Annotated in this window: 11 protein-coding genes, 1 pseudogene and 1 riboswitch; of the genes and pseudogenes, 6 read left to right on the forward strand and 6 right to left on the reverse strand. The window is 66.0% G+C overall.

All coding sequences use genetic code 11. The annotated features are described in order from the left end of the window. Nucleotides 1–42 precede the first annotated feature (42 nt). Together EO174_RS17210 and EO174_RS17215 are read left to right on the forward strand one after the other, a co-directional pair. Nucleotides 43–279: a hypothetical protein gene (locus EO174_RS17210; protein WP_104606761.1), complete on the forward strand. Its 237-nt coding sequence runs from the start codon at nt 43–45 to the stop codon at nt 277–279. Between the two features lie 327 nt (nt 280–606). Further along, nucleotides 607–1,584: an NAD(P)H-quinone oxidoreductase gene (locus EO174_RS17215; protein ID WP_115676120.1), complete on the forward strand. Its 978-nt coding sequence runs from the start codon at nt 607–609 to the stop codon at nt 1,582–1,584. A gap of 138 nt (nt 1,585–1,722) precedes the next feature. Here EO174_RS17215 and EO174_RS23420 read toward each other — a convergent pair. Continuing rightward, a pseudogene (locus EO174_RS23420) lies at nt 1,723–1,833 on the reverse strand (VOC family protein); the annotation flags it as partial. Between the two features lie 220 nt (nt 1,834–2,053). On the opposite strand from EO174_RS23420, the gene EO174_RS17220 reads away from it, so the two are divergent. Then, nucleotides 2,054–2,989 (forward strand): Gfo/Idh/MocA family oxidoreductase, encoded by a 936-nt coding sequence (locus EO174_RS17220; RefSeq protein WP_126946189.1) that lies wholly within the window; start codon nt 2,054–2,056, stop codon nt 2,987–2,989. A 138-nt stretch (nt 2,990–3,127) separates the two neighbouring features. Here EO174_RS17220 and EO174_RS23265 read toward each other — a convergent pair whose 3' ends face one another. After that, a complete protein-coding gene (locus tag EO174_RS23265) occupies nt 3,128–4,798 on the reverse strand; it encodes a histidine phosphatase family protein (protein WP_241240039.1) in 1,671 nt (556 codons plus the stop codon). Between the two features lie 416 nt (nt 4,799–5,214). Next, nucleotides 5,215–6,585: an alpha-amylase family protein gene (locus EO174_RS17235; protein ID WP_206515086.1), complete on the reverse strand. Its 1,371-nt coding sequence runs from the start codon at nt 6,583–6,585 to the stop codon at nt 5,215–5,217. A gap of 384 nt (nt 6,586–6,969) precedes the next feature. Here EO174_RS17235 and EO174_RS17240 point away from each other — a divergent pair, with 384 nt between their 5' ends. Beyond that, the gene (locus EO174_RS17240) at nt 6,970–7,515 is read left to right on the forward strand and encodes a DUF2058 domain-containing protein (RefSeq protein WP_126946195.1); all 546 of its coding nucleotides are present in this window, start codon (nt 6,970–6,972) and stop codon (nt 7,513–7,515) included. Nucleotides 7,516–7,573: 58 nt separating this feature from the next. Next, on the forward strand, nt 7,574–8,131 hold the full coding sequence (locus EO174_RS17245) for a DUF3228 family protein (RefSeq protein ID WP_119129634.1): 558 nt from the start codon (nt 7,574–7,576) through the stop codon (nt 8,129–8,131). A 246-nt stretch (nt 8,132–8,377) separates the two neighbouring features. Here the strand turns inward: EO174_RS17245 and EO174_RS17250 are convergent, their stop codons facing one another. From EO174_RS17250 to ahcY, 3 genes are all read right to left on the reverse strand, one after another. Further along, the gene (locus EO174_RS17250; protein ID WP_126946198.1) at nt 8,378–8,683 is read right to left on the reverse strand and encodes a hypothetical protein; all 306 of its coding nucleotides are present in this window, start codon (nt 8,681–8,683) and stop codon (nt 8,378–8,380) included. A 16-nt stretch (nt 8,684–8,699) separates the two neighbouring features. After that, nucleotides 8,700–8,948 carry a hypothetical protein gene (locus tag EO174_RS17255; RefSeq protein WP_126946201.1) on the reverse strand — a complete coding sequence of 83 codons (249 nt, stop codon included), beginning with the start codon at nt 8,946–8,948 and terminating at the stop codon, nt 8,700–8,702. A 328-nt stretch (nt 8,949–9,276) separates the two neighbouring features. Beyond that, nucleotides 9,277–10,719 (reverse strand): adenosylhomocysteinase, encoded by a 1,443-nt coding sequence (ahcY, locus tag EO174_RS17260; RefSeq protein ID WP_115676125.1) that lies wholly within the window; start codon nt 10,717–10,719, stop codon nt 9,277–9,279. Nucleotides 10,720–10,750: 31 nt separating this feature from the next. Then, nucleotides 10,751–10,865: riboswitch (S-adenosyl-L-homocysteine riboswitch) on the reverse strand. A gap of 123 nt (nt 10,866–10,988) precedes the next feature. Between ahcY and EO174_RS17265 the strand changes: the two genes are divergently transcribed. Next, nucleotides 10,989–13,517, forward strand: a complete 2,529-nt coding sequence (locus EO174_RS17265) for a prolyl oligopeptidase family serine peptidase (RefSeq protein ID WP_126946204.1) — start codon at nt 10,989–10,991, stop codon at nt 13,515–13,517. The last annotated feature ends 7 nt before the right edge of the window (nt 13,518–13,524 follow it).

Here is a 13,524-nt window from a genome sequence, read left to right on the forward strand (position 1 = left end):
ACGGTAAGCTCCAGTCCCCAGGCCACTTGATCGGAGCGCGACATGCAAGAGCAGGAAATGGATGTCATCGCCGAATCGCTGGGCCGCATCTGGGTTGCGTTGGCACGCAGCGTCGGTGATCTGGCACTTGCCCTGGCCGAGCAACCCGGCGTGGATGGCGACAAGTTGCTGAGGGACTTCGCCGCCCGCCTGCCGTCGGATCAGGATGACGGCACCTCCAAGGTGTTCGAGGCGATTCGCCAGTACATCGACCAGGACGCCGCGCCCAGCGCGGAGTGATGCGTTGCCACGTGCGTCTGCAATGCAGGCGCGCGTGCTGATGCGGTGTGGTCTTGCGATGCGCTTGCCGGCAACGGAATGACGGCCCGGTCTGCGGGCCTGCGGGCGATCGCCGCATAGTGGTGCGCCTGGACTGGCATCAGTGCGGTGGCGTGCGTCCGTTGCAGCACCGCTTCAACGCGTGCGCCGGCCATCGTGTAGTCGCTCGCCCCGCGTTGGTTGAGAGTGGGGTCACGCCGTGCGTGGGTGAGGTGTGGCGACCGGGCGTGCGCCATGCCTTGACGCAGGGATCCCTACACTGGGCGCACTTTCTACGGAGTGCTGCGCATGAGCGATACCACGATGACCGCAATCGCCATCCGCGATGGCAAGGGCGATGCGGATGCGCTCTACCCCGACGAGCAGCCGCGTCCCCGCCCCGCGCCGGGGCAGGTGCTGATCCGCGTGCATGCGGCCGGCATCAATCGTCCCGATCTGCTCCAGCGTGCCGGCCACTATCCGCCGCCGCCCGGCGCACCGCAGACGCTCGGGCTGGAAATCGCCGGGGAGATCGTGGAGCCGGCCGGCCGCTGGAAGGTGGGTGATCGGGTATGTGCACTGCTGGGCGGTGGCGGTTACGCGCAATACGCAGCGGTCGATGCGCGGCATGTGCTGCCGATTCCGGCCGGCATGGAGATGGCGCATGCCGCGGCGCTGCCGGAAACCGTCTTTACCGCGTACGCCAACCTGTTCGAGCATGGCCGGCTTGCCGCCGGAGAATGGCTGCTGCTGCACGGCGCCACCTCCGGGATCGGGGTGACGGCGATCCAGATGGCAAAGGCCGCCGGTGCGCATGTGCTGGCCACCGCGCGTTCGGCGGGCAAGGCGGCGCAGGCACGCGAGCTGGGCGCCGATGTGGCGATCGACTCCACCACCGAATCCTTTGTCACCGTGGCCAAGGCGCACGGCGGGGTGGATGTGTCGCTGGACATGGTGGGCGCTGCAGTATTCGCCGACACCCTGGAGGCGCTCAATCCGCGCGGACGTATCGTCTACATCGCCTCGCAGGCCGGCTCGACCATCGAGGTACCGATTCCGTTACTGATGCGCAAGCAGGCCATCCTCACCGGCTCGACGCTGCGCCCGCGCAGTGCCGACGAGAAGGCGCGCCTGGCTGCGGAAGTGGAGCGCGTGGTGTGGCCGTGGATCGCGCAGGGCAAGCTGCGCGTGCTGCTCGACAAGCGCTTCCCGCTCAGCGAAGCCGCTGCAGCGCACCGCTATCTGGAGCAGGGCAGCCACCTGGGCAAGGTCGTGCTGGAGATGTGAGTGCATGCGGCGGCCTGCCTGACAGGCGCGTGCGTGTCGGGCAGGTGGCGCGGACCGTCGCAGCGTGATGTTGCCGGCCAGCGCATCGCAATGCGTATCCAGGCAGCTGTCTGCAGTCGACGTGGCTGCCACGGCAGGTCATGCAGGCGTGTCGACCACCGCTTCGAGGTGGTGCCCATCCGGATCGATGACGAACGCGGCGTAGTAATCGTCGCCGTAACCCGGTCGCAGGCCGGGTGCGCAGTTGCAGCTTCGCTTGTTGCCGCAATGGCCGCCCTTGCACGGCCGCCGGGTGCCGCAGGTATAGCAAAACAAGCAGGAGCGATGTCTCGCAGCGAACCGCGGCCTGACCGTACACTGCGCCGTTGCGTGCGCTTGTGCATCGCGCCGCTGCTGCAGTGTCCGTGTACAAGCGCCTGAAACGGGCGATCGCGGGTCCCGCCACTTCACCATCAGCCCGAAGGTTTCGATGAAGCATCCAGACGCATTGCGCATTGCCCTTGTCGGCATCGGCAAGATCGCCCGCGACCAGCACGTGCCCACCATCGCCGCGCGCGCCGATGTGCAGCTGGTGGCCACCGTGAGCCGGCATGGCACGGTCGACGGCGTGCCGGCCTATCACACCCTGGAAGAGGCCTTCGCGGCGCATCCGCAGATTGAAGCGGTCGCGCTGTGCACGCCACCGGTGGGGCGGCATACGCAGGCACAGGCCGCGCTGGCTGCCGGGCGCCATGTGTTCCTGGAAAAACCCCCGGCCGCCACCCTGGCCGAGATCGACGACCTGCGCGCATTGGCGCAGCGCGCGCAACGCAGCCTGTTCACCAGCTGGCATTCGCGCTGCGCCGCCGCAGTGGCGCCTGCGCGGGCGTGGCTGGCCGACAAGCAGATCCTGCGCGCGCATATCACCTGGAAGGAAGACATCCGCCATTGGCATCCGGGCCAGGACTGGATCCTGGAGCCGGGTGGCATGGGCGTGTTCGATCCCGGCATCAACGCGCTGTCCATCGTCACGCATCTGTTGCCGCGCCCCTTCGCGCTGCGCGAGGCGGAGCTGCACACACCGGAGAACCGTCAGGCACCGCTGTACGCCAGGCTCGGCTTTGTCGATACCGCCGGTGTGCCGGTGACGGCAGAATTCGACTTCCTGCAGACCGGCCATCAGCGCTGGGATATCGAAGTGGACACCACCGATGGCCTGCTCATGCTCAGCGAGGGCGGTGCCAGGCTGAGCATCAATGGTCAGCCGCAGCCAGTGGAGGCAGCCGGCGAGTACGACGGTTTGTACCGCCGTTTCGTACAGTTGGTGCGTGCCGGCGAGTCGGAGGTGGACGTCACCCCGTTCGTGCATGTGGCCGATGCGTTCATGCTCGGCGCGCGCAAGGTCACCGCGCCATTTGCCTGGTAAATCGGCGCGGTATCGCTCGCGTTCCAGCATGGCGTGGAATGGAAGTGCGCTGTGCGCAACACCCCGACTGAGGTCTCGACGACCCGGGCAATGACACGGCACCAGGCGCATGCAGCGATGTGCCTGGTGCCTGCGCTCCTACCTGCTGTCCAGCGCCACGGTGCCAGCTGCCACGCCGCTCGCATCCAGCGGCCTGGCGCGCGTCGCAGTGCGCGCAGCGTGCTGGTGCAGCGCGGGAGTGATCTGCGCACGGAAGCGCCGTACCACCCATGTCTCGTCCAGTAGCGCAAAGGCGAAAAAGCCCAGCAACGTGCCGGCAACCAGCGTGGGTGCATGTGCGAACGTGCCGGGCAGCAACAGGCTCAGCCACAGGAAGATGTTCGGCGAGGTCTGCAGCAGGTGGATGTCCGAGGCGATCGCCGCGGACACGGCCTTGCCCGTCACGCGCTGGTAGGCGGACAGATACGCTGCGCTGCCCAGGCGGCAGGCCAGCAGCAGCGCAAACGGCAGCAGCAAGGCGGCCCATGCCTGCCAACCCCCATGCCCCAGGGCGTCTGCCAACGGCCTGCCACCCGCTTGCAGCCCCACCAGCAAGGCCAGCGGCACCATCGTCAGCGAGCCCGCCCAGCCCCAGTTGGTGGCCAGTTTGCCGGCTGCGATCGGCCGCGCACGTCGCCAGCCCTGTGCCAGCAGGGATGGCACCGCCAGCGCGATCAGCAACACCACGAAGAAGCGCTCCAGTGCATGCGCACTGCCCAGCACCTCGTGGTGATCCAGGAACAGCAACAGCAATGCAGCCGGCAGCACGATCGACAGCACCAGGGTGTAGCGCGCCGCAAAGAAGTAATCGCCGCCGCGCGCAAGCGAGAAGGTGGGCACCGACAGCGCTGGTGGCACGATCAGCAGCAAGCCGAGGACATGCACCCACTCGTTATGCGACTGCGTGAGCAGCACCATGGCCAGCCCGGCGCGTGCAAGACTGACCACGCTCAATGCGAGGTTCTCCGGTCCTCTGGTCAGGCGCAATGCACCCGGTTCGATACGGACCGACAGGAAGAACGCATTCACCGCCAGCAGCGCCACGATGGCGGTGGAGGTGAGCCCGTGCGGCACTGCGAGGCCCACGCACGACAACGCAAAGCCGGCCACGGCGGCGATCAGCATCCATTGCAGCAAATGGATTTCGGTCTGCTCGCCCAGGTAGTTCAGACCTGAGGAACTGCGCGCGGTCATGCGCTTGAGCTCCTCCCACGACAACGGGCGCGAATTGGGCAGGCGGAAGTCGATGTACTCGGCGGGCGGCAGGCCCGAGGCGATCAATGCGAACACTTCGACGATGTACTTGTGCGCCACCACCAGCACCTGCTTGCCCTGGCGGTCCAGCGGTGCCAGCACCGTGTCGTAGTAGTGCTTGCAACGCGCGTACATGTCCATCCAGTGCTCGCCGTCAGGCGGTGCACCATCGGCATCATGAAAACAGGCATCGAAGAGGCCATGGCCGATCGACTTCTTGATCAGCGTCTTGTTCTTGCCGGCGAAAATGCCGAAGTCGCGCTCCTTCAGCGCGTCGCTGTACAGCACCTGCGGAGCATCAGGGGCGCCTTCCAGGATGATCGCCGCGGTGGCCTGGGCGCGTTCGAGCGTCGAGACATGCACCTGGTCGAAACGCAGCCCGCGTTGTCGAACGAAGTCGGCTGCCTGCCGGGCCTGTCGGCGGCCCAGTGGCGTCAGCGGCGAATCCTGCGCACCGGCAAAATAGTTCTGCTCGTTGGCGAGCGACTCGCCGTGGCGGACGAAGTAAAGAGGCATCGGCTTGCTCCGGTTGCTCGATTGTTCGGCGGTCGAGAACGTTGTCCGATGACCGGGCAACGCCCTTCGCTGCACTCGGCACGCCTGCCTGCAGACGACAACGGCGTGCATCGGGCTGCCACATAGGTCCGGGGCGCAGCAGGATTCGTTGCACCAACAGATTCTCCGTGTCGATTTGGTTCAGCGCCTGTCCAAGTTTGTGTTGATGGCCACTGGATACAAAGGCGGCAGCCGCGGCACGACTGCCCGCCATGGCCGCATGCGGGTGCCTGAAAGCACGCAGCCTGCGCGCGCATGCTGCGGCGCAGGCCGCGTATCGAGCGGCTGGTGACGCGGTGCTGCACAGGTGTGCGAATGCTTACCTGCCCGGTCAACGGTCACTTGCGTGCGGCCGATTCAACGACCGTGGCGATCGCTCAGCGACGCCACATGCGCGCGCCACGCGCCGGCAGCGTAAAGGTGTGGGAGCTGCCGGTGATGCGGACCACGCTGCCGGAGCCCAGCGCATCGGTGTAGTCGGCATTCCAGTACAACACGCTGTTGTTCATGCCCACCGTGGTGGTGACCGGAGTGCCGCACTTGTTGATGCCAACGATGCCCAGGCTGCCACGACGGAACAGGATATGGCAGGCGCTGGACGACAGCACCTGCATGTCGGTGCCCTGCATGCCGTTGTGGAAGCCGATCATGCGACGCAGATCCTCGCGTTGATAGGCGTTGACCCAGCGGTTGTCGCCGCTTTCGTTGTTGTCGGTGTAGATCATCGGCATGCCACCGTTGCGGCCGATCAGATACGCGTATGCCAGCGTCTCATCGACCGGGTCGAGGATGGCGTAACGGAAGCCGGCATTGTTGGGGATGTCGTGGGTGACGGCGAAGGTCACTGCGCGATTGCCTGGCAAGGCCTGCCCGGTGGATGCCGGATCCACCAGCTGCTGCAGGCTCGCGCCAATGGCGAATGCATTGCGGACCGCGTTGAACAGCGGGAAGTCGTAGGCCGCATGCGGTGTGGATTGCAGATACGGTGCCAGGAATTGATCGTAATCGCCGTTACCGGTGCCGCCGCCGGTGATGACTTCGCCGAACACATACACGCCGGAGCGGATGCCGGCATCGAACACGCGGTTGAGGTGGTCGAAGGACATATGCTTGGCCGCGTCGACCCGGAAGCCGGTAACGCCCAGGCCCTTGAGTGCCTGCAGATATGCGCGCTGTTGTTGCACCACCCAGTCGTTGCCGAGCAGATCCGGCAGGCCCGGATCGCTGCCGCCGCCGCAGATACGATAGGTGCGCACCTGATAGACGTCGTTGTAGTTGGTGATGCACTGCGCCGGGCCGAAATCGCTGGCGCTCAGGAAGTTCGATTGCAGGGTGCCGAACAGGCGCAACGTATCGTAACGGCCCGGATCTGCAGCATATTGCGCGAGCACGGCGCTGCCGGGGTAATTGAGGTCCGAGCGTGTTGCCGCCTCGTTGGCCATGTGGTTGAGCACGACATCGGCGTAGGTTTCCACGCCGTTGCTGGCCAAGGCCTGCACCATGCGCCTGAAGGCGATGGTGTCGCCGAGCGGATTGTCGATCAGGCGGATGTCCTGCGGCTGGTAGCGCGCCCACCAGGCGCTGCCTTCGGAGCGGTACGCCGGCGCAACCAGGACCTTGCGATAGCCGGCATCGGCAATCTGCCTGGCGCGCGCTTCCACGGTGGCGTAGGGCCAGTTGAACGCATGCAGGATGACATCGGCCTGGACGTTGGCTGTCACCAGCAGCAAGGCCAGCGCGGTGAGCAATGCGCGGGCGCCGCGCTGCAGGGCCGAGGTTGGAGAGTGGGCAGGTGTGGTGCGCATTGGGTGGTTCTCCAGTGGTAGGCGCAGGTCGGCGTGTGCATCACGCTGCCCGCGGCAAGGCCTCCGGCCCCTGTTCCGGAGAGCGCGCGCACGGCGTGCAGCGCGCGGTGATGCTAAGCATGCATCGCGACGCAACATCGGTGTTGTGCATACGTATTCAATGCAATGGGCCGCTGAACTGCGCACGGCGTTCGGCGGCAACAGGGTGGCCGGTCGCACAATGCAGCGCAGGGGCGAGCGGCGCCGCGCTTGGTTTCGGCCGGGGGCTCGCGGAAGCCGGGTGCCGGGCGCGCTAAACTAGCGGCCAGTTCATTGCCGATCCTTCCCATGCGTAATCCATTGCAAGAACAACTGCTCAAGGCCGGGCTGGTCAAGAAGGCCCAGGTGGACAAGGTGGCGCGTGAGCAGGTCAAGCAACGTCATGCCAAGGGCGGGGCGGCATTGCCCGCAGATGCCGACAAGGTGGATGCAGCGCGCCTGCAGGCCGAGCGCGCCGAGCGTGATCGCGCACTGGCCGAGGAGCGCAAGGTGCAGCTGCGGCGGCAGGAACTGCTGGCCCAGGTCCGGCAGATCGTGGAGACCAACAAGATCAAGCGTGAGGGGGAGATCGACTACCGCTTCAACGACGGCAGCGTCATCCGCAGCGTGCTGGTCAACACTGCGCTCCGCAGCCAGCTGGCCAGCGGCGCGCTGGTGATCGTGCGGCATGGCGATGGCTTTGAGCTGATTCCGCGCGCCGCCGCCGACAAGGTCTACAGCCGCGATGCCGACAGCGTGGTGCTGGACCATGGCCGTAGCAGCACGCCAGCGGCGCCGGATAGCGACGACGACTATTACAGCCAGTTCAAGGTGCCGGACGATCTGATCTGGTAAGTGGTCGCGCCGCAGGGCGGCAGGCTACCCTGGCGTCCTTCGCCATCCGACCACGCTCATGTCCATCGTTCTCACACCGTTCGCCCGCACCCGACTGTTTCCCCGCGATGGTCGTCGCAACGCCATCCAGGATTGCACACCCGAGCAGTTCATCCAGCGGCTCAACGAAGAAACGCCGGTGCGCGTGATCGCAGGCTATGCGCCGTTCTGTCAGCTACATGTGCACCGCAACTGGACCTCGACGCGCTGCCTCACTGCGCCGATCACTGACGAAAACCGCCACCAGCTGCGCTCCGGCTACGAGGCACGCAGCACGCAGGAGTTGCCGGTGCTGGTGCGTTGGTTCGAAGGGGTGGAGCCGCCGGTGGCGACGTACTTGCTGCCGATCCTCTACAGCCGCGATCAACTGGCCAGGGAAGGCGCGCCGATCGACGCCGATTGGGGTGTGGTCGGTTGCCTCTACACCACCGAGCCGGAAGAAATTCCGATGGCGCCCATCACCATGCTGCGCAACGCACTGGGCGTGGACGAGGGCGGCTCCGGTGTGGCACTGGACCGCGATGCGTACCGGCGCAGCGTTGCGTTCTGGGAACGCAATGCGAACTGGCGGCCGTAGCGGGCGGATAGCCACGGCGTGTCGTGCAATTCTTCCGCGCGGCGGGGAACGCAGCGCTGCTCTTGAACTCAGGCGTGGCGGTGCGGTGCCGCTCGCCACTGCGGGCGCTTGCTTTGGTCGAGCATAAACGTAGCTGCAGGTGCGACTGCAGGGCCGAGCTGCGTCTGCAGTTTTCGGACTTGCCGCATCGCGACATTGCGTGGATTGCACCGGATCAGCTGCCGGCAACCCTGGCGCAGATGCGTGCTAGCCGACGCCGAGCACGGGCATGTCCGGGGCAACCCATGCGACAGTATTGATTGCGCCTTGCACCAGTCCCTGATCCCTGAGCTGCGCGAAGACGGCTGCAGGCGGCCAGCCCGCAGGTGTGTCGGCAAAGGGAATCTGCACTGATTGCAGCAGGCTGAGGATTTCGGCAAGCTCTTCAGAGCCCTTGAAGCTCAGACTGATGCGGTCTTGCATCGAACTGTCGCGCATCTGCAATGTCTGGCGCATGGCACTGTCGCAGATCACATGGACATGTTGATCCAGGACAGCGGAAACATGGTTCATGCGTTGCAGCCGCTGCTCAGATCTCGCTGAGGATATGGCTGCGGCGCTGTTGGTACTCCGCATCCGTGATCAACTGCTGCGACCTCAGCGTGTCCAGCTCCAGCAGTCTGGCTTGAGCGCTCTTTGGCGCTGCTGACCCTGTCGTTGCCCCAGTCGATTTGCGCGACGCGCGCTTTGCGACCCAGACGATCAGGCTGATGACCGCAGCGATACTGCAAAAAAAGAAAAGAATGATGATCCAGTGCCAGATGCTGAAGCCGCCCATGTTGGTTCCTTTTGACGATGGGTGTTACGTAGTGGTTGACCAGTCTTGCTGCCACGCAGGTAAGCCGCAAGCCTTGGCCGAGTATCGCATACGGCAACGGCTGGCACGCCGACGGCAAGGCTGCCCGGCGTGCTGGATTCCATGGTGTCTTGCTCGAGACGTTGCATCCATGCGATGCATGTGGATGCCCCATGGCGCGAACGCAGATTGGTCGCCATGTTGGGCTGCTTGCACGCGGGGCCATCCAGCATCCTGCAAAGAAAACGGGCGCCTTGCGGCGCCCGTCCTGTTCAAGCGGTGACATCCGGGCAATCAACCGCTCGGCTGATCAGTAGCGGTAATGATCCGGCTTGTACGGGCCGGCCACGTCCACGCCGAGATACTCGGCCTGGTCCTTGGTCAGGGTGGTCAGCTTGACGCCGATCTTTTCCAGGTGCAGACGCGCGACTTCCTCGTCCAGGTGCTTGGGCAGGATGTAGACCTTCTTCTCGTAGCTGTCGCGCTTTTCCCACAGGTCGATCTGCGCCAGGGTCTGGTTGGCGAACGAGTTGGACATCACAAAGCTCGGGTGGCCGGTGGCGCAGCCCAGGTTCACTAGGCGGCCGTCGGCCAGCAGGAAGATCGCGTTGCCGTTGGCGAACACGTACTTGTCGACCTGCGGCTTGATGTTGATCTTCTCCACGCCCTTCAACGCATTCAGCGCATCGACCTGGATCTCGTTGTCGAAGTGGCCGATGTTGCAGACGATGGCCTGGTCCTTCATCGCCTGCAGGTGCTCGACGGTGATGATGTCCTTGTTGCCGGTGGTGGTGACATAGATGTCGCCGCGGCCCAGGGTGGATTCGATGGTGTTGACCTCGAAGCCTTCCATCGACGCCTGCAGGGCGCAGATCGGGTCGATCTCGGTGACGATCACGCGGGCACCGTAGGCGCGCAGCGAGGCGGCACTGCCCTTGCCGACGTCGCCATAGCCGCAGACCACCGCAACCTTGCCGGCCAGCATCACGTCCATCGCGCGCTTGAGGCCATCGGCCAGCGACTCGCGGCAGCCGTAGAGGTTGTCGAACTTGCTCTTGGTGACCGAGTCGTTGACGTTGATGGCCGGGATCAGCAGCTTGCCGGCTTCGGCGATTTGGTACAGACGGTGCACGCCGGTGGTGGTCTCTTCGGAGACGCCCTTCCAGTCCTTGACCACGCGGGTCCAGTAACCCGGACGCTCGACGGCCACGCGCTTGAGCAGCGCCTTGATCACGCCTTCCTCGTGCGAGGAGGCCGGCTCGTCGACCCAGGTGCTGCCGTTTTCGAGCTCATAGCCCTTGTGAATCAGCAGGGTGACGTCGCCGCCGTCGTCCACCACCAGCTCCGGGCCGGTCTGGGTGCCGTCGGGCAGGGTGAAGGTCAGCGCGTCCAGGGTGCAGTCCCAGTACTCTTCCAGCGTCTCGCCTTTCCAGGCGAACACCGGCGTGCCGGAGGCGGCGATCGCGGCGGCCGCGTGGTCCTGGGTGGAGAAGATGTTGCACGAGGCCCAGCGCACGTTGGCGCCGATGTCCTTGAGCGTTTCGATCAGCACCGCGGTCTGGATGGTCATGTGCAGCGAGCCGGTGATGCGGACATCCTTCAGCGGCTTGGTCTGCGCATGCTTGCGGCGGATCGACATCAGGCCCGGCATCTCGTGCTCGGCGATGTCCAGTTCCTTGCGGCCCCAATCGGCCAGGGAAAGATCGGCGATCTTGTAGTCCGTCTGCGCGACGGTTTTTGCGACAGCGTTCATGCAATAGCTCCGGTAGGCAAACAAATGTCTGCAGTTCCGGGCGCCGTTGAACGATGAATGCTGGTCGAGCCTGGCCGTAGTTTCCTGCACCTGTGGTGCAGTAGGCAGATCAGTCCGCCATACCGGTCGCAGCGCCCCTCGACGAGAGCATCGATTATATCGGCAGCACCCCCCTCCGGCATGAATTGGTGTGCACCCAACCAACGGCAGGGGGAGCGGTGCGCGGGCGGCTGCTATGGTCCGGAGTCGATCGACACTGGGGACGGACAATGCAGGCGATACCCGATGCACGGCACGGCAGGCGGCGGCAGCGATGGGTCCTGGCAGGCGCGCTGGCGCTGAGCGCAACACCACTGGCTGCAGCGGCAGCCGTCGCACCGGCCGCCCAGCCCGCCGCGGCGGCAAGCACCGGCTACCAGCTGCCCTCCAAGGCGCTGCAGGCGGTGGTGGATGCCCCGCGCGCACCGCTGCTGCACCTGTCTCCCAAACGCGACCTGGGCGCGATGGTGCAGTTGCCTGCATTGCCGGACATCGCCGAGGTGGCCCAGCCCGAGCTCAAGCTGGCCGGCCTGCGCATCCATCCCAAGACGGTTGCCAGCAGCCGGTTTGCCTTTGCCGACAAGCTGTGGCTGCTGTCGGTGGCCGATGGCAGCGAGCGGCAGATCACCGGGCTGCCGACGCCGTTGGCGCTGGCCACGTTGAGCTGGTCGCCGGATCAGCGTTATCTGGCGTTCCGCCGCGAGGACGCGGCCAACGGGGCCAACGAACTGTGGCTGGTGGACGTGGCGGCCGGGCAGGCCAGGCGCCTGGTCGCCGGCTTGAACACCAGCGTCGACGACGCCTTGCACTGGTTGCCCGATGGCAGCGGCCTGTTGCTGCAACAGCAGGTGGCCGGGCAGGGCACGCCACCGGCGCGCGACGCGACCCCGGACGGCCCGGCGATCCAGCAGACCAGTGCCGCGGCCGGCGTGCGCTCGCTGCCGACCTACCAGGACCTGCTGCGCAACGAGGCCGACGCGCGCGTGTTCGAGTACTACGCCACCGGCCAGCCGATCATCGTCGGCGTGACCGGGCAGGTGCGCCCGATCGCCACGCCCGGCATCTATCTCAACCTGTCGGTATCGCCAGATGGCCGCTACCTCCTGAGCGAACGCGCCGAACGGCCGTTTTCATATGTGGTGCCGGTGGACAACTTCGCCCGCCGCATCGAGGTGCTGGACCTGCAGGGCAAGCTGGTGCGGCAGATCGCCCAGCTGCCGTTGGTCGAAGGCCTGCCGACCGGCAACGACGCCGTGCCCACCGGCGTGCGCGACATCGCCTGGCGCGCCGATGCGCCGGCCACGCTGGTCTGGGCCGAGGCGCAGGACGGTGGTGATCCGGCCCGCGTGAGCACGGTCCGCGATGCGGTGCTGATGCAGGCCGCGCCGTTCGCGCGCGCGCCGGTGACGCTGGCGCGGTTGGGTAGCCGGTATGAAGGCATCCAGTGGGGCCGCGGCGATCTGGCCATCCTCAGCGAAAGCTGGTGGAAGACCCGCCGCACCAAACAGTGGCGCATCGCACCGGACCAGCCACAGCGCGCACCCGAATTGCTCTGGGACCGCTCCTCGCAGGACCGCTACAACGATCCCGGCACGCCGGCGACCGTGGCCGACGGCAAGGGCCGCACGCTGCTGCAGACCGGCGCCGACGGCAACAGCCTGTTCCTGCTCGGCAAGGGCGCTTCGCCGGAAGGTGATCGCCCGTTCGTGGATCGCTTCGATCTGCGCAGCAAGCGTGCCACGCGTCTGTTCCATTCGCAGGCGCCGAGCTATTCCGCGCCGCTGGCGTTGCTGGACGCGCAGGGCACGCAGTTGCTGCTCAGCCGCGAATCGCCCGAGGAGCCAGCCAACTACGTCGTGCAGGCATTGGGCGATGCAGCGCCTGCACCGCGTGCGTTGACGCATTTCGCCCACCCGCTGCCGCAGTTGCGCGGCGTGCAGAAGGAGCAGATCCGCTACAAGCGCGCCGATGGCGTGGACCTCACCGCCACGCTGCTGCTGCCGCCCGGTTACGACCCCAAGCGCGATGGCCCGCGGCCGCTGCTGATGTGGGCCTACCCGGGCGAGTTCAAGAGTGCCGATACCGCCAGCCAGGTCACCGACTCGCCGTACCGTTTCAACGCGATCAGCTACTGGGGCCCGCAGGCGTTCCTGGCGATCGGCTATGTGGTGCTCAACAACCCGACCATGCCGATCGTCGGCGAGGGCGATGCCGAGCCCAACGACACCTACGTGCCGCAGCTGGTCGCCGATGCGCAGGCCGCGGTGGACGAAGTGGTGCGGCGCGGGGTCACCGACCGCGAACACATCGCCATCGGCGGGCATTCCTATGGCGCCTTCATGACCGCCAACCTGCTTGCGCACACGCGGCTGTTCAAGGCCGGCATCGCGCGCAGCGGCGCCTACAACCGCTCGCTGACGCCGTTCGGCTTCCAGGCCGAGGAGCGCAACTACTGGCAGGCGCAATCGGTGTACCAGGCGATGTCGCCGTTCAACTATGCCGACAGGATCAAGGACCCGCTGCTGCTGATCCACGGCCAGGACGACAACAACACCGGCACCTTCCCGATCCAGAGCGAGCGCATGTTCGCCGCGATCAAGGGCCTGGGCGGCACGGCGCGGCTGGTGCTGCTGCCCAACGAATCGCATGCGTATCGCGCACGGCAGTCGATCCTGCAGATGCTGGCCGAGAGCGAGCAGTGGTTGAAGACCCATCTCGGCGAACCGGTGAAGGAGACCGGCGCGACGCGTACGCGTTGATCGATGG

The organism is Xanthomonas sp. BRIP62418 (assembly GCF_003993495.1).
In the GTDB taxonomy this organism is placed as follows: domain Bacteria; phylum Pseudomonadota; class Gammaproteobacteria; order Xanthomonadales; family Xanthomonadaceae; genus Xanthomonas; species Xanthomonas euroxanthea.